We start from the raw sequence: 16,017 nt of genomic DNA, 5'->3' as shown, positions 1-16,017 counted from the left end.
CAAGTAGAGGTCGTTCCCTCCCGGGTCCCCGTGCGCTCCGAGCGCGCGAGACCGCGCTCTCGCGCGCGGGTGGAGCTCGATGCGCTGGATCGACGGCGCGGATGCGCCGTGCCAATATCAGTACAGGAACATCGGCTTGCCGGCGACCTGGAACACCTTGGGGCGGTAGGCCTCGGCGTCGTAGAGCGCGTCGACGTCGACGCGCTTGACGCCTTCGCCCGTGACCGAGATCGGCACGTTGGTGTAGGTACCGTTGCGCAGCGCGACCATGCGTCCGCGCTGGCCCTCGACCGCGAGATCGGCGGCCATGACGGCGTAGTTGGTCGCCACCATGAGGTCGAGGCTGTCCGGAGCGCCGGAGCGCATCAGGTAGCCGAGGGTCTGCTCGACGATGCCGACACCGGTGATCTCCTTCAGCAGCGCCCCGGTGGTCTGCCCGATGCCGCCGAGCTTGCGGTGCCCGAACGCGTCGGCCTCGCCGGACAGGTGGACCTCGCCGCCCTCGAGCGCGGCGCCCTCGGAGATCGTCACCATCGCGTAGTTGCTGGGGTTGCGTGCGCGGTCCTCCATCAGGAACTTCGCGAGACGCTCGATGTCGAAGGCGACCTCCGAGATGATCGCGCGGTCCACACCGGACAGGTACGCCGAGACGAGCGAGGTCTCGCCCGAGTAGCGCCCGAACAGCTCGACGACCGCGATGCGCTCGTGCGAACCGGTGCTCGTGCGCAACTGGTGGATGAACTGCACCGACCGGCTGACCGCGGTCGAGAACCCGATGCAGTAGTCGGTGCCGTGGACGTCGTTGTCCATCGTCTTGGGGATGGCGATGACCGGGACGCCCTCCTCGTGCAGGCGCAGCGCGTAGCTCAGCGTGTCGTCGCCACCGATCGGGATGATCGCGTCGAGTCGGAGGTGCTCGATCACCCGAAGCGCGTGGGGGGTGACGTCGTGGGGACCCTCGCCGTCGAAGCTGCCCCGCAGGTGCGCCGGCAGGTCGCTGCCACCGACCTTGCTGGGGTTCGTCCGTGACGTGTGCAGGATGGTGCCGCCGGTGCGGTCGATGGTCCGCACGACCCGCCCGTCCAGCGGCACCGTCCACGCCTCGGCCGAGTCGGTGTTCGAGGGGTCGATCTCGACCGCAGCGGCCCAGCCTCGACGCAGGCCGACGACCTCGTGGCCCTCGCTCTCGACCCGCTCCACCACCGCCTTGATGCAGGGGTTCAGGCCGGGGACGTCACCGCCGCCGGTCAGGATCCCGATGCGCACGCCGCTCACCTCCACCCGAGCGCGCCCCGACCATAGGCCGCAACCCGGCGGGGCGCGACCCCCGCCGCCCCGCTCCGTGGAGGGTTGTACTCACATGTGAGGCCAGGTCTCCACGCAGCGGGGCCGGCGGGGCAGGGGTGTCCACTCGCGCCCCGACCCGGCGTCCCTGCCTCGGGGAGCGCGATAGGCGCGCGCTCGCCGGCTCGGCTGGCGATCCGGCCCCGTGATGGAGCAGAATCCGGCGGTTCAACCTGCATCCCCTCACGCTGGAGTCATCCCGTGTTCGCACGTCTCGCGACGGTCTGCCACGACCGCCGCCGCACCGTCCTGGCCGTCTGGATCGGCGTGCTCGTCCTCGCCGGGATCCTGTCCAGCGCGGTCGGCAACGGCTTCCGCGACGAGTTCAACCTCCCCGACGTCGAGTCGCGCGCCGGCTTCGACGTCCTCGAGGAGCACTTCGGCGGCGCGGGGACGGGTGAGACCGGCACGATCGTGTTCCGCGCCGAGCAGGGCGTCGACGATCCGACCGTCCAGGCCGAGATGTCGGAGCTGTTCGCCGAGGTCCGCCGGCTCGAGGACGTGCTGCGCGTGCAGAGCCCCTACGAGCCGGGCGTCGAGGGCCAGATCTCGGCCTTCGGACCGCTGGCTGGCCAGGTCGCGTACGCCAACGTCGAGGTACCCGACGACATCGACCTGCCCCGCGCGGGCGTGATCCGTGACGCGATCCGCGAGGCGCAGCCTGAGGTAGAGGGTCTTCAGGTCGAGCTCGGAGGCTTCATCTTCGCCGAGTTCGAGGAGCCCAAGTCCGAGGTCATCGGACTGGCGTTCGCGATCGTCATCCTCATCCTGGCGTTCGGCTCCGTGCTGGCGATGGGGCTGCCGGTCGGCGTCGCGCTGTTCGGCATCGGCATCGGCACGGCGATCATCACCTTGATGAGCAACGTCGTGGCCATCCCCGACTTCTCGACCTTCCTGGGGATCATGATCGGGCTCGGCGTCGGCATCGACTACGCGCTGCTGATCGTGACCCGCTACCGCGAGCAGCACCACAACGGTCACGACGTGCGCGAGTCGATCCAGATCGCGCTCGACACGGCGGGGCGTGCCGTGTTGTTCGCGGGGATGACGGTGGTCATCTCGCTGCTCGGGATGCTGCTGATGGGCGTCAGCTTCGTGAACGGTCTGGCCATCGGGGCGGCCTCGGTCGTGCTCGTCACGGTCGCCGCGTCCCTCACGCTGCTGCCGGCGCTCCTCGCGGTCGCGGGCGAGCGGGTGGAGCGCACTCGCTGGCGCGGCCTCCTGGCCGCGGGCTTCGTCGCCATCGCCCTCGTGGGTGTCGGCTTCGAGTTCACGCCCTTGATGGTCGGTCTGCCGATCGCCGCGGTCGTGCTCGTCACCGGATTCTTCGTCGGCCCGCTGAAGCGCGAGGTCCCCCACCGCACCCCCAAGCCGCTGCGCGAGACCCCCGCCTACCGCTGGAGCCGGTTCGTCCAGCACCGTCCGTGGCCGGTGGCCATCGGGGCGGCGGTCGCCCTGCTCGTCATGTCGGTCCCGCTGCTGGGGCTGCACCTCGGGTTCTCCGACGAGAGCAACTATCCCGAGGAGACCACGACCCGTCAGGCCTTCGAGCTGTTGGCTGCCGGGTTCGGCCCCGGGTTCAACGGTCCGATGATCCTGGCTGCCGAGGTCGGCGACGCGACGGAGGCTGACCTCGAGGCGGTCACCGAAGCGGCTCGCTCGACCGCTGGCGTCGCGTTCGTCTCGCCCGCGGTGCCGAGCCCGGACGGACAGGCGGCGCTGTGGCACCTCGTCCCGGCGACCGGTCCCCAGGACGCCGAGACCCGGGCGACGGTCAACCGCCTGCGCGACGACACGCTGCCACGCGTCGAGCAGGCCATCGGCGCCGACGTGAACGTCACCGGCATGCCGGCGGTGTCGCTCGACTTCTCGGACTACCTCTCGTCGCGCTACCCCTACTTCTTCGGGGCGGTGCTCCTGCTGTCGTTCCTGCTGCTGATGATGGTGTTCCGTTCGCTCCTCGTGCCGCTCAAGGCGGTCGTGATGAACCTGCTGTCGATCGGGGCGGCCTACGGCGTCGTCGTGGCGCTGTTCCAGTGGGGCTGGCTGTCCGGCATCACCGGGGTGCAGCCCGCCCCGATCGAGACGTGGGCACCGATGATGCTGTTCGCGATCGTCTTCGGGCTGTCGATGGACTACGAGGTGTTCCTGCTGTCACGTATCCGCGAGGAGTGGCGCCGGACCGGCGACACGCAGACCTCGGTCGCCGACGGGCTCGCCGCGACGGCGAAGGTCATCACCGCCGCGGCGGCGATCATGGTCGTCGTCTTCGGCAGCTTCATCCTCGAGAGCGACCGCATCTTGAAGCTGATGGGCACGGGGCTCGCCGTCGCGATCCTGCTCGACGCCACCGTCGTGCGGATGCTGCTGGTGCCCGCCACGATGGAGCTGCTCGGCGAGCGCAACTGGTGGCTGCCGCGCTGGCTCGACCGGCTGCTGCCCTCGATCGAGGTCGAGGGCCCGGCGACCACCACCGAGGAACCCGAGCTCGAGCCCGCCGCCCAGCAGTAGCCCCCTCCTCGGGGCGATCTCTGCCCGTTGAGGCAGGACACCTCCCGTCCTCCCGGCGTACAGTGAGGCCGTCTCGGGGAGGGTCGGGGTGGCACAACCGAAGACGTCGTCACGGGTCTCGCTACCCGCGCCCCGAGCCGCCCCGGCCCGATCACCCCGGGCCTCGGCCGGGGCCGCCACGTCCGCGACGTGCCCCGTGACCACCTCGCCGGCCACTGGCCTGCTCGACCTCCAGCGCGGCTACGGCAACTCCGCCGTCGGTGTGCTGATCAGCCGTGAGGCGGACCTGCTGGGGGCGCTCGGGGGCCGGTTCGCTCGGGGCGTGGGTAGCGCGCTGGGTGGGATCCTGGCGGGTGTCGCCGGCGGCGTCGGATCCTCCGCCGGGACGGCCTCACGCGGCCCGGCGTCAGCCGCTCGCGCGGGCGCTTCCCCGAAAAGCGCCCCGGCCGAGGCGGCCTACACCGGCATGGTCGCGATCGCGGGGCCGACGGCCGGCGTCACGATGATGCTGGCGATCGGGCTTCGCGACGAGGCCAAGCTGACGAACGTGCTGTTCTGGGCCGCCCATCCCGAGATGACGGGCAAGCGCATCGCCGCGGGCCAGCGCGCGCTGGCCGCCGACTGGGTGCGGCTGCGTGACACGGTCGTGCGCCCCGCCCTCCGGTCCGCGCCCAAACCGGCCGCCCCGAAGCCCGGCGGAGCCGGGACTGGCCCCTCGGGGCCGGTCGCCCCCGGACCCGTGCCGGTGCCCTACCCCAACACGACCCGGCCCCCCGCCCCAACCGGCCCCGCCCCGACCGGCCCCACGCCGACCACGCCGCATCCGACCACCCCAACCTCGCCCTCCAGCGGCCCCTCGACCCTGCCCGGCGGCACGACCGTGGCCGGCGGGACGCTGCGCGACAGCCGCCTCGCCGAGCTCGTCGCGAGCGTCAAGCACCCGACGGTGAGCGCCGCAGCCGACGAGCTCGCGGCGATCGAGGAGCGGTCGCGGGCGCTGTTCGCCGACAAGAAGGGCCACAGCCAGACCGAGGAGAAGGGAGCGGGCCGCGACCAGCTCGTCGAGGGCATCGCCAAGCTGCGCGGACTCATCGCGGACATCGCCGCTGCCGGACTGCCCCCCGCGGTCGCCGGCGAGATCACCCGCCGCATGTACCTCGCCATCAACGAGGTCTCGCCCTTCTACGCCCAGAGCACCAACACCGACCTGCTCGAGGGGAAGGAGCAGGCCAAGGAGCTCGGCACCAGCACCGACGTCACCACCCGGACCTGCAACATCACGTCGCTGGGGATGGCGCTCGAAGCCCTGGGCAAGTCACCCGACGACTACACCGGGAACCGCGCCATCGTCTCGGCGGTGGCAGCGGCGTTCAAGCCCGAGGTGGCCGCCGCGGACATGAAGGTGTCACGGGGGGGCGACTGGGGCGCGATGGCGGGGCTGCGGATGCCCGACTTCCTCCAGCTCGCCGCGATCGCCGAGCAGCTGAAGTCGGCGGCGGCGAGCCAGGAGCAGATCCTCGCGGCGACCCGGACGGCGTGGAGCGAGATCCTGGGCATCTTCTACCTCGAGAAGCTCGCCAAGCGTTTCGGCGTCTCGACCGCGACCAAGCCGTTCACCCTCGACCCGTCCAAGGCCCGCAAGGAGCAGGGCAAGGAAGCGATGGCGTTCAAGGGCTGGGCCAAGAAGTACCGCACCGCGGTCGAGAAGATGACCGATACCCGCAACCAGATGGGGGCGGCGACGGGACGGCGCCGCGACAAGCTCGAGGCCGAGTACGCCGCCATGCGCAAGAAGCTCGCGGCCGCGTTCACCGACGGAGCCAAGGGCGCCCCGGACCTCGCCGCGTACAAGCAGGCGGTGCTGACCCAGATCGCCCCCGAGCTCGAGGGCGGGGCGCAGGTCGAGGTCTCGATCGCGGGCCACTACGTGCGCCTGCAGGCGATCCACGACGACCACCTCGTGATCGACGACCCGGCGAGGGCGGCCCGTGCCAACCGCAAGGTGACGTGGGAGGAGGCCCGGGCGATGGGTTACTTCAACTACCGCCTGGTCCTGACGGCCTGAGCTCCGCGGGGCACGCCCCGGGCGGGGCGCTCACCCGGACACGAGCGCGTCCCACGTCCGACGCCGCGAGGGGAGCCGCCCGCAAGCAGCTCCCCTCGTGGCGTCGGTTCGGGCGCCGCCGCCCCCCCGGGCGGCGGCCGACCCGACCCCTTCGCGACCGGCGGCCCCACGTCGGCGGTCGCGCTCGTACAGCAACCAGTGTCGGCGAGCCGACACGGCGGCGACATGACCCATCTGTGGGGTTCTGACCGACCTCGTCCGACTAGTCCGTTCACGGTGCGTGAAGCGCCGGCACCCACGTGCGTGCGCGTCCGTTGCCGGCGCCCCTGGCCGGTCGGACGAGGCTGTCCGGTCCGAGGTGTGGCGCGAGACCGACCTCTGCGGGGCCTTACCCTTCGCGCCGATCGACCGACTCAAGAACTGAACGCTGCACACCGGGTGGCCCGGAGATCGGATCGCTGTGCGTCGCACCCTCGCCGTCGCGGCTGTCGTCGCGCTGGGGCTGGCGGCCTGCTCGTCGGGCGAGGAGCCGCAGGCCGCCCCGTCGAGCCCCAGCCCGAGCCCGCGCCCCACCCTCGTGACCCAGGTCGCCGAGCCCGTCCTGCGCGTCGCCGACCCCAGTGCCGTCATCGGGGTGCCACCGGCTGACCTCGACCCGACGCTGGCGGAGACGGCGGCTGCTGCGGTCGCCGAAGCCGTCGAGGCCGCGGCCATCGCGGCCATCGAGGGCCGCGGCACCGCCACGCTGCCGGGGGACCCGGCGCTGACCGGACCCGCGGTGGGGCTGCTCGACGTCCTCGACCGCCCCGCCGATCCCGTGATGGACGTCAGCGTGACCACCGTCGCCGACGCCTCGCCGGGCGGGATCCTGGTCACGGTGACGCTGGACGCGCTGACCGCGGACGACGAGACCATCGTGATCGAGTTTTCGTTCACGGTCTCCCCCGACGGCGAGCCGTTCCTCGCCGTCGCCGAGGTGACCGAGGCGCCGCCCGCACCTGCACCGGCCCCCAGCCCGACGGCCGGCCAGGGCGGGGCGGGAGCGACCGGGGAGCCCACCGGCGCCGAGACCGAGGAGGCGAGCTGATGCGGTCCACCTCAGCGACCAGCACGCTCCGCGCGGTGCTCGGGGACACGTTGCGTCGCTACCTCGGGGTCGGACTGCTCACGCTCGCGGTCCTCACGACCGGCGCCACCGCGCTGTGGGCGGCCGGCCCTCGCGTGTCAGCCATCCTCGACGACGACGTCTACCACCTGCTCGTGCTGGGCTCCGATGCGGATCCGTTGCACGGCGCGGGGAGCGGCTCGCGTGGGACCAACGCGTTGGCGGGGCGCGCCGACGCGATCCACCTCATCTCGGTGTCGGCCGACCGTCAGCACGCCTCGATCGTCAGCTTCCCTCGGGACGTGTGGACCGGCAGCGCACGCATCAACGAGGGCCTGATGGGCGGGCCGGAGCGGATGGTGGGCGTGGTCGAGGGCGTCACCGGCGTGGACATCGACGACTGGGCGGTGAGCAGCTTCAGCGGTGTCGTGGGCGCGATCGACGCCGTCGGCGGCGTGCGCATCGATGTCGAGCAGCGGTTGCTCAACAGCAGCGCGTCCACCGATCTGCAGCCCGGGGTTCAGACGCTCACCGGCTGGTCGGCACTGGGCTACGCGCGCGATCGCAAGTCTCGTTCCGACGGTGACTTCGGCCGGTCCACCGCGCAGGCGAACGTCCTCCGGGCGGTGCACGAGCAGTACGTCGCCGGCGAAGGCCCCATGGGACTGGCCGACGGGCTCGCGGTGCTGCAGAACCACGTCGCGACGTCGATCCCCGCCCACAAGCTCATCGTGCTCGCCTCGATCGCCTCGCAGCTCGATCCCGCCAACGTCACCCACGTGCAGATCCGCGGTTCGCTCGGCTTCGCCGGAGCGGCGTCGGTCGTGCGTCTCAACAACGCGGCGTCGGCGGTCTTCGCGCAGCTACAGGCCGAAGGCGTCATCACCCCCTGACCGCCCCTGTCAGCTGGGCTTGGGGACCCAGGTGGGCAGGGTGAAGCGGGACTGCCCGTCGAGGCGGTGGTAGCCGGTGAGCACGTGCCAGCCGCGGATGTCGACGTCGATGTTGAGCTGGGTGATGACCTTGCCGTCGTGCTCGCCGGGCACGTCCACCGTGAACGGGAAGTCGACCTCGCCGGCGGTCTGACCCGGGATCCAGTCGATGGTGCGGCTGTGGGTCCCGAGCACGGCCGAGCCGCCCCCCTGGAAGCTCGCGTACACGGTGACGTCGACGCGTACCTGGCCGACCGCGTTGCGGTTGGTGGTCGCCGTGGCCGCGATGCGGTTCCTCCCGGTGACGTCGCGGCTCGCGTCGAGGCGCGCGTTCGGGGCGGCGCGAGTGGAGAAGTGGTTGACCGTGTCGGCGACGACACCGGCGTGGTGCAGCTCGCCAGCGGGCGCGCCCCCGACGTAACCGCAGGCTGGCTCCCCCGATCCCGCGGTCGTCCCGAGCCAGCGGTCGGGAGGGCAGCCGTCGCCGTCGCCCCGCAGGTAGTAGGTCGTCTGCGAGGGCAGGTAGGCGGAGCTGTCGAAGGCGAGGCCGGCCACTGCGGCGAGCAGCAGGACCGCGATCGCGACGGGCTGGCGCACGGCTCGCTCCCTCCACGGCACCGCGGGGCGCGGCACTCCCTCAGGCGGGGCTTCGACACCGCCCCGCCACCTCCCTGCCCGGTTCGCCCGTTCCTCTCGGACGGACCTGGCGCCGGACATCCCGGCGCGTCAGCTCAGCGGGCCCGGGAGCTCGAAGGTCACGGCACGGTCGAGGTCGACCAGCACCGACGAGATCGTGCCGCTGGAGCGGTAGCTCTCGAGCGTCGGCGTCGTGCCCTCGCTGGGGATGGTCTCGGTGCGGGCCTGGGTCAGCAACGGCAGCGACACGCTCGCGCCGACGGCGGCCACCTGGGTGCTGGTGTCGTCGTGGTTCCACCAGTCCTCGTTGCCCCCCGACAGCAGCACCCCGATGCGGTGGCCCTCCTCGAACACCCAGTCCTGGCCGTACAGCTGGAGGTCGATGGTCTGCTCTCCGGCGGTGCGGACGAGGTAGGTGCCGCGGTTGACCAGCGTCGCGCGCCCCGACGCCTCGTCGACGTCGTAGATGTTGACGGCGTAGTCGAGGTCGTCCACGGTCGTGGTGAGGGTCACCTCGAACCGCGGATCGCCCGCCAGCCACACGTCGTGGGGCAGCACCTGGCTCACCGCCCACGTGCCGTTGCCCGCCCCGCCGCCGTCACCGTTGTTCCTGGTGTCGGCGAAGGTCATCTCACCGAGGCTGGTGGTGAAGACCTGCATGTCCGCGGGCGGGTAGGACGCCTCGCCGCGGTACTCGCCGAGGTTGTTCTGCACCTCGAAGGCCGGGTAGTCGACCGGCGAAGGGATGCCCTTCAGGTGCTCGTCGAAGAAGTGCATCATCTGGGTGGCGAAGTCGTTGCGCCCCGTCTGGTAGCGGCCCTGGCTGTTCTGCTCCCAGCCGCGGTAGTGGTTGAACTGGCCGAACCAGGCGCGGTTGTGGCCGTGGCTGTGGTCGAGCGCGTTCCAGAAGTCGAGCGCCGCGTCCACCTTCGTGTTGGTCTCGAGCCAGCCCTGGGTGAGGAACAGCGGCACGTCGGAGCCGCGCACCAGTGGCACGAGGTCACGCTCGACCCAGTACGGGGCGTCGGCCCGGTCGTTCTCGGCTCCCTGGAGGTTCTCGGCGTAGCAGGTGAAGGGGGTGCCGCCGAGCAGGCTGTTGAGGTGGTACTCGGGGTCGTCGTTGAGCGCGCCGGGCTTGGCGTCGTAGCGCTGGAAGTTGTTGAGCGTGCCGAACGCGCCCGCGTTGGGCAGGGCCACGCCGTTGTTGTACAGGTAGCGGTAGCCGGAGTAGACCGGCTCCAGCGATACGACCGCGGCGAGGCCCTCGACCCCTCCGGCGGTCTGGTCCTGCGCCATCGCCATCAGGCCGGTCCAGCCGTCGTAGCTCTTGCCGATCATCCCCACGGGCTGGCGCACGGTCGGCCCGACCGCCCCGCTGTCGAGGTCGACCTTGGCGCTCCACTCGACGGCGGCGTGGACCGCCCCCTGCTCGCGCAGCCCGCCCCAGTCGTTGCAGCCGCCCGAGCCGCCGAAGCCGGGCAGGTCGACGAGCACGTAGGTGTAGCCCTGCTCGAGCGCGTCGGTCAGCTCGAGGAAGTCGTTGAAGCGCGGGTTGGGCCCGTCGCCACCGAGCGGGGCGATGTCCGACGTCGAGCCGTTGTGGTTGAGGTAGGGACTGACGGTCAGGATGACCGGCTGCGCCTCGCTCCAGGCCACGTCGGCGTCGCGCAGCACGTCGGCGTGCAGCGTCGTGCCGTCGGCCATGTCGAAGTACAGCTCCTTGTAGGCCGACCCCGCCGGCGGCGGCGTCTGCTGTGTCGTCTGCTCCGCCGTCAGCTCGGCTGGGAGCTCGGCTGGGAGCTCGGCCGGGAGCGTCGCCCCGACCAGGGCCCCCGCCCCGAGCGCCAGCACCGTCAGCAGCAACGCCTTGCGCACGTCGATCCCCTCGGGTGGTCGTCGGTGTCCGCGAGGTCTTCGCCGCGGCGGGGCGCGTTCCCTCCCCAGTGGGAGCAGTTCACCGCGCTCAGCGCGGCCTTCTGCTCCCACTCGCCATCGCCTCGCGCTCGGGAGGTCGCGTACCTTCGACGCCGAGACGCGGCGACGGTGAGGAGTGGCGGGCGGTGGCGAGGATCGAGGAGCGGCACCCGGCGAACGTGGACGGGGCGTGGTTCGTGGACACGCGCTGCATCGACTGTGACGCCTGCCGCCAGCTCGCCCCCGATCTGATCGCGCGCGTCGACCGGACATCGGTCGTCACCCGCCAGCCGACCACTCCGGAGGAGGAGGACCGGATGTGGCTGGGGGCGTTGGCCTGCCCGACGCGCTCGATCGGCACCGCCCCACCCCGCCCCGAGCCCCGCGGGATCTACCCGCACCACCTCGAGGACGGCGTGCACTACTGCGGCTTCAACAGCCCCGACTCGTTCGGCGCCAACGCGTTCTTCGTCGTCCGCCCCGAGGGCAACGTGCTGATCGACGCCCCGCGCTGGACGCGCAAGTTGGCCGAGCCGTTCGAGGAGGCGGGCGGCATCGCGCACGTGCTGCTCACCCACCGCGACGACGTCGCCGACGCCGACCGCTACGCCGAGACGTTCGGGGCGCGGGTGTGGATCCACGAGCACGACGCGAGCGCCGCCCCGTTCGCGACCGATCTCCTGCGGGGCGCGGACCCGACCGAGATCCGCCCCGACCTCGTTGCCATCCCCGTGCCCGGCCACACGCGCGGGTCGGTGATGTTCCTGCTGGAGGACACCCACCTGTTCACCGGCGACTCGCTGTACTGGGGTCGCAGCAGCCAGACGCTGCAGTACCACCGCTCGGCGACCTGGTACAGCCACGAGGTACAGGCCGACTCGCTCGAGCGCCTCGCCGACGAGCACCGCTTCGAGTACGTCCTGGCCGGTCACGGCGACCGCGCCCGCCGCCCCGCCGACGAGATGCATGACCGACTCGCCGACCTCGTCCGCAGGATGCGGGGCGCCTGACGACGCGGGGCGCGGGCGCACGCGCCGAGACGCAGCGGGGCGCGGGGCGGCCGCGGAAAGTCAGCCGCCTGGGAGGAAGGCGCGCCCCGGCCGGTAGGGCTCGTCGTCGAGACGCGCCCCGACGAGTTCCGGCGCGACCGCGCGCATCGTCGCGGCGACCCGTGCGACCACGTCGTCGGTGACGAGCGCGCGCGCGGCCGACGGCACCTCGATGACGATCTCGTCCTCCCGCACGCGACAGCGCACGACCTCGACCCCGGTCAGACGCCGCAGCAGCTCCTCGCCGACCTCGACCGCGCGCAGCCGCGCCGCGGTCACCCGCGTGCCGGTGTACAGCCGGCTGGCGAGGCAGGGGGACGCGGGCAGCTCGGCCCACGGCAACCCGGCCGCGCGCGCGACCGCGCGGATGTCGCGCTTGGTCAGCCCCGCCTCGATGTAGGGGTGTCGCACACCGCGCTCCGAGGCGGCACGCAGCCCGGGGCGGTACTCGCCGAGGTCATCGACGTTCGCCCCGCTCAGCACGTGCCAACCTCGGGGCGCGTCGAGCTGGGAGACGAGCCGGTCGAGCTCGTCGTAGAGGTTGGTCTTGCAGAAGTAGCAGCGGTCGCGCGGGTTGCGCAGGTAGCGCTCGTCGTCGAACTCGCGCGACCGGACCAGCTCGAGGCTCCAGCCGTAGCGCCCCGCCGCCTCGACCACGCGAGCGGTCGCCGCCGCCGGGACCGCGGGGGTCACGGCGTGAGCGACGATCGTGACCGGCGGCGACGCCTCCGAGGCGACGGCGGCGAGCAGGAGGCTGTCGACCCCACCGCTGCACGCGATCACCCGACGCGGGTGGCGACCGAGCACCCGCCGGAGGCGGGCCGCGGCCACATGCTCGTCGTGGGACTCCAACGCGTGACCTCCCGACTGCAGGAGGCTCACCGTACGCCCTGCCGGTCATCCCGGCGTGTCGGGGACCCCCCGACCCTGGCGGCTGCCCCGCCCCCGTCGTAGTGTCGGTAACGGCGACGGAGGAGGCGGTCGTGCGCATCGTCGTGGGAGTGGACGGATCGGAGGGCTCCCGGGAGGCGCTGAGGTGGGCCGTCGAGGAGGCGCAGGTGCACGGTGCCCGCGTCGAGGCGGTCCACGTGTTCTCGTACGCGAGCCACCTCGGGTACAGCATCGATGCCGTGGTCGTCCCTGTCCCCCCTGTCGATGAGGTGGAGGCGTCCGCTGCGAAGGTCCTCGATGAGGCGATCGAGGCGGCCGTCCCCGACGACGCCGGGATCGAGATCGATCGGCACGTCGCCGAGGGTGCTGCGGCGAACGTGCTGCTGACCCGTGCCGCCAACGCCGACCTGCTGGTGGTGGGCACGCGCGGCCACGGAGGGTTCCGCGGCCTGCTGCTCGGTTCCGTCAGCCACCAGTGCGTGACCCACGCGCCGTGCCCCGTGGTGGCCGTGCCGACGCCCGCGTAGTCCGCCTGGCGGGGGGTGCAGATCGCCCCGGCTCCCGAGCAGATCGTGGTGCGGTCAGCCCCAGCCGAGCTCGTGGAGGTGGTCGTCGTCGATGCCCATGTGGTGGGCGAGCTCGTGCACGACCGTGACCGCGATCTCGTCGATCAGGTCCGCTTCGTCCTCGCACATGTCGCACAGCGCGAGGCGGTAGATCGCGATGCGGTCGGGCAGCGCCCCGAAGTAGCCGTCGTCGCGTTCGACCAGCGGGATGCCCTCGTAGATCCCGAGCAGCGTCGGCTCCTCGGGGTGGCGGTCCTCCACGACGATGGCGACGTTGTCGAGCTGGGCGTACAGCTGCTCGGGGATCTCGTCGAGCGCGGCCTCGACCAGCTCCACGAACCGGTCCTCTTCGATGGGCTCCATCAAGTTCCGCAGCCTACGCCGCCCTCCTCACGTGCGGACCCTCGCTGCGTGGAGGATGTGCCTCACCTATGAGGCCAGGTCTCCACGGAGTGGGGTGCGGCCCCTCGCTGCGTGGAGGATGTGCCTCACCTGTGAGGCCAGGTCTCCACGGAGTGGGGGCTCGGCGCGGGCTCAGCCGCGGAACTTGATCGAGCAGCCCATCGACGGCCACTGGTCGCGCCCCGGCCGCTCACCTGCCAGCAGCGCGTCAAGCGCGGCGCGCAGGTCGGCACCGGTCGGCGTGCCCTGGTCGGGGCGGGTCTCGTCCATGCGGCCGCGGTAGGCCAGCGTGCGGTCGGCGTCGTAGACGAAGAAGTCGGGCGTGCACGCGGCCTTGTACGCCTTGGCGACGTCCTGGGTCTCGTCGAACAGGTACGGGAAGTCGAAGCCGACCTCGCGCTTCTGCTCCGCGAGCGACTCCGGGGCGTCGTCGGGGTACTGGGCGGGATCGTTGGACGAGATCGCCACGAACGCGACGCCGCGCTGCTGGTACTCGCTCGCCAGCGACGCGAACTCGTGCTGGACGTGCTTGACGTAGGGGCAGTGGCGGCAGATGAACGCCACCACGAGCGCTGGCGCGTCGCCGAGGTCGCCCAGTGCCACCTTCTCGCCGGACTCCACCTCGGTCAGCGAGAAGTCCGGGGCGCTGCTGCCGAGATCGGTCATCACGGACTGCACAGCCATCGGTGTTCCTCCTCCTCCTTTGGCGACGGCGCATCCGCGCCGTCGATACAGCGTCGCCGCGTCCACGCGGCCGAGAGCGCGGTCTCGGCCGCTCGGGACGCAGGGCGACCCTAACGGTTCTGTCCGGAGGTCGCGGATCAGGCGTCGGCGCTGCGGTCGTCTGGCTGGTCGTCGTCGAACGCGTCGGGGCGCGCGTCGGGACGGACCTCGCGGCGACCGGGCAGGAGCGCGACGCCGATGGCGAGCAGCATCACCGGCCAGGCCCAGCCCCAGCGGGCCTCGAGCAGGTCCAGGCCGGCCAGGGCGGCGACGGCGATGCCGACGTACACGACGCCGAACACGAGCGAGAGTCGGTCCATGGAGTGGCGGCGCATGCTCAGACCTCCGGTGCAGCGCGGATCACGTGGACGCGGCCGAAGCCGACCTCGAGGTTCATCACCAGCACCCCCGAGGTCCCCGCATCGGAGACCCGGAGCTGGGTCCGCCACCCCGCACGCGAGCGGCCGAGCACGTTGAGCTCGCCGCCCCGCACCTCGCTGATCGCCTCGACGGCGACGTCCGGCGGGACGATGACGTGGAGCTGGCCGAACCCCACCGCCGCGTCGAGCTCGTGCTGGCCCTCGGTGAGCGCCACCTGCGACAGATCCAGGGTCAGCTCGCCCGCGAACAGCTTGTAACGGGAGACGAGGTCGTCCGCCGACGCCACGACGACGAAGCGCTGTCCCATCCCGTCGGCGACATCCACCGGGAGCCCCTGGACCGCGCTCGCGACGATGAGAGGGGGGACGAGCAGCGCCCCGAGGAGGATCAGCCCGCGGGCACGACCACGCCACGCCCCCACCACCAGCCCGCTGCCCACGACGAGCAGCGCCAGCGCGAGGTAGTGCGCCGCGTGGAACTCGATGACCTCGAGCTGGTCGAGCAGCGCCGTCGTCCCGACCACCAGGAAGGTGATCGCGACCGTGACGCGGCCGAGGATCGACCGCTGGCGACGCGGACGGGGCCGTCGGAGGACGGGGCGCGAGGTTACCGTCGAGCCGGGCGGTGTCGCAGCCGGCGCCGGCACGGCTACGGAGCTCGGGCCTGGCTCGGTGGGCACGGTTGGCTCGGTGGGCGAGGCTGGCTCGGTGGGCGCGGTTGACCCGGTGGGCGCGGTCGTCCCGGGCACGGGGTCGGCGGTGCCGGTCGGCTGCTCCGAGGCCGCGACGTGCGGGAGTTCGTCGGTCGCCGCGGCATCTGCCCGCGAGCGCGCCTGCTGGTCGGGGGCAGCCTCGCCGCGGTTGCGCTGACCGAACCACAGCACCGCCGCGCCGATGGCGATCAGGGCGATCGGGAAGCCGAAGCGGTCGAGGGCGGCATCTGCGAACCACACCGGCCCGAACAGCGCCCCGAGCACCCGATTGGCGAGCATCACGAGCGCGATGGCGATGACACCGACGCCGATCCAGGTGGTCACCCGGTCGCGGTCGGTGAACAGGTCGTCGAACACCGACCTGCCGGTCGTCTCGTCGGGAGCGAGCAGCCACAGCGCGGCGTAGGCGAACAACCCGAACCCACCGAAGAAGATGGACACGACGAAGGCCAGCCGGACCCACAGCACATCCACGGCCACGCGCTCGGCCACACCGGCGGCCACACCGGCGATAACGCCCTGCGAGGTCCGGCGGACCAGGCGCTGACCGCCCGGCCTCCGCGGGGGCGGCGGCACGGTCCGCTCTTCGGTCTCCACGTCCACCACGTCCGTCGCTCCTCTCGGGATCACGACCATCGTGCTGCCCGCCACCTGTCCCCGCATCCGGGATCGCCCCGGAGATGTCCCGGAGGGGCGGGCTCGGGGGCGGGTCGGGGTCCTCCCGGTGGTGGTCCGGACCCGGTCTGTGCCACCATCGGACCACGGAGCCGGTCCGTGTGTAGCTCC

General features: G+C 72.1%; 14 protein-coding genes. 6 read left to right on the top strand and 8 right to left on the bottom strand.

What is annotated here, in order from left to right:
- Positions 1 to 117 precede the first annotated feature (117 nt).
- Positions 118 to 1,266 (bottom strand): 6-phosphofructokinase, encoded by a 1,149-nt coding sequence (locus KY469_16920; GenBank protein MBW3664783.1) that lies wholly within the window; start codon positions 1,264 to 1,266, stop codon positions 118 to 120.
- 279 nt (positions 1,267 to 1,545) lie between these two features.
- Between KY469_16920 and KY469_16915 the strand changes: the two genes are divergently transcribed.
- The 4 genes from KY469_16915 (at position 1,546) to KY469_16900 (ending at position 7,918) form a co-directional block, all read left to right on the top strand.
- Complete coding sequence (locus KY469_16915; protein MBW3664782.1) at positions 1,546 to 3,855, top strand: MMPL family transporter; 2,310 nt, start codon at positions 1,546 to 1,548, stop codon at positions 3,853 to 3,855.
- A gap of 196 nt (positions 3,856 to 4,051) precedes the next feature.
- Positions 4,052 to 5,920 carry a hypothetical protein gene (locus KY469_16910; protein MBW3664781.1) on the top strand — a complete coding sequence of 623 codons (1,869 nt, stop codon included), beginning with the start codon at positions 4,052 to 4,054 and terminating at the stop codon, positions 5,918 to 5,920.
- Positions 5,921 to 6,380: 460 nt separating this feature from the next.
- Positions 6,381 to 7,007, top strand: coding sequence for a hypothetical protein (locus KY469_16905; GenBank protein ID MBW3664780.1), 627 nt, complete (start codon positions 6,381 to 6,383; stop codon positions 7,005 to 7,007).
- Positions 7,007 to 7,918, top strand: a complete 912-nt coding sequence (locus KY469_16900; GenBank protein ID MBW3664779.1) for an LCP family protein — start codon at positions 7,007 to 7,009, stop codon at positions 7,916 to 7,918. The genes KY469_16905 and KY469_16900 overlap by 1 nt, the downstream gene beginning before the upstream one ends.
- 9 nt (positions 7,919 to 7,927) lie before the next feature.
- Here KY469_16900 and KY469_16895 read toward each other — a convergent pair whose 3' ends face one another.
- Both KY469_16895 and KY469_16890 read right to left on the bottom strand, forming a co-directional pair.
- Positions 7,928 to 8,554, bottom strand: a complete 627-nt coding sequence (locus KY469_16895; GenBank protein MBW3664778.1) for a hypothetical protein — start codon at positions 8,552 to 8,554, stop codon at positions 7,928 to 7,930.
- 129 nt (positions 8,555 to 8,683) lie between these two features.
- Complete coding sequence (locus KY469_16890; GenBank protein MBW3664777.1) at positions 8,684 to 10,468, bottom strand: CocE/NonD family hydrolase; 1,785 nt, start codon at positions 10,466 to 10,468, stop codon at positions 8,684 to 8,686.
- Between the two features lie 218 nt (positions 10,469 to 10,686).
- Between KY469_16890 and KY469_16885 the strand changes: the two genes are divergently transcribed.
- Positions 10,687 to 11,517 (top strand): MBL fold metallo-hydrolase, encoded by an 831-nt coding sequence (locus KY469_16885; protein ID MBW3664776.1) that lies wholly within the window; start codon positions 10,687 to 10,689, stop codon positions 11,515 to 11,517.
- A gap of 60 nt (positions 11,518 to 11,577) precedes the next feature.
- On the opposite strand, the gene KY469_16880 is transcribed toward KY469_16885, so the two are convergent.
- A complete protein-coding gene (locus KY469_16880) occupies positions 11,578 to 12,387 on the bottom strand; it encodes an ATPase (GenBank protein MBW3664775.1) in 810 nt (269 codons plus the stop codon).
- Positions 12,388 to 12,509: 122 nt separating this feature from the next.
- On the opposite strand from KY469_16880, the gene KY469_16875 reads away from it, so the two are divergent.
- On the top strand, positions 12,510 to 12,974 hold the full coding sequence (locus KY469_16875) for a universal stress protein (protein ID MBW3664774.1): 465 nt from the start codon (positions 12,510 to 12,512) through the stop codon (positions 12,972 to 12,974).
- Positions 12,975 to 13,028: 54 nt separating this feature from the next.
- On the opposite strand, the gene KY469_16870 is transcribed toward KY469_16875, so the two are convergent.
- From KY469_16870 to KY469_16855, 4 genes are all read right to left on the bottom strand, one after another.
- Positions 13,029 to 13,376 (bottom strand): metallopeptidase family protein, encoded by a 348-nt coding sequence (locus KY469_16870; protein ID MBW3664773.1) that lies wholly within the window; start codon positions 13,374 to 13,376, stop codon positions 13,029 to 13,031.
- 171 nt (positions 13,377 to 13,547) lie between these two features.
- Positions 13,548 to 14,099: a thioredoxin family protein gene (locus KY469_16865; protein MBW3664772.1), complete on the bottom strand. Its 552-nt coding sequence runs from the start codon at positions 14,097 to 14,099 to the stop codon at positions 13,548 to 13,550.
- A gap of 137 nt (positions 14,100 to 14,236) precedes the next feature.
- A complete protein-coding gene (locus tag KY469_16860) occupies positions 14,237 to 14,473 on the bottom strand; it encodes a hypothetical protein (GenBank protein ID MBW3664771.1) in 237 nt (78 codons plus the stop codon).
- Between the two features lie 2 nt (positions 14,474 to 14,475).
- On the bottom strand, positions 14,476 to 15,837 hold the full coding sequence (locus KY469_16855; protein ID MBW3664770.1) for a PspC domain-containing protein: 1,362 nt from the start codon (positions 15,835 to 15,837) through the stop codon (positions 14,476 to 14,478).
- Positions 15,838 to 16,017: the final 180 nt, after the last annotated feature.

The organism is Actinomycetota bacterium, assembly GCA_019347575.1.
GTDB lineage: Bacteria > Actinomycetota > Nitriliruptoria > Nitriliruptorales > Nitriliruptoraceae > JAHWKY01.
Note: the sequence above shows the minus strand (reverse complement) of the source record. Positions and strands in the feature narration are given on the sequence as shown.

What these genes read in the sequence shown, in the direction of transcription:
- KY469_16865 (MBW3664772.1), bottom strand. Translation starts at nt 14,099, where the DNA reads ATGGCTGTGCAGTCCGTGATGACCGATCTCGGCAGCAGCGCCCCGGAC.
- KY469_16870 (MBW3664773.1), bottom strand. Translation starts at nt 13,376, where the DNA reads ATGGAGCCCATCGAAGAGGACCGGTTCGTGGAGCTGGTCGAGGCCGCG.
- KY469_16900 (MBW3664779.1), top strand. Translation starts at nt 7,007, where the DNA reads ATGCGGTCCACCTCAGCGACCAGCACGCTCCGCGCGGTGCTCGGGGAC.
- KY469_16860 (MBW3664771.1), bottom strand. Translation starts at nt 14,473, where the DNA reads ATGCGCCGCCACTCCATGGACCGACTCTCGCTCGTGTTCGGCGTCGTG.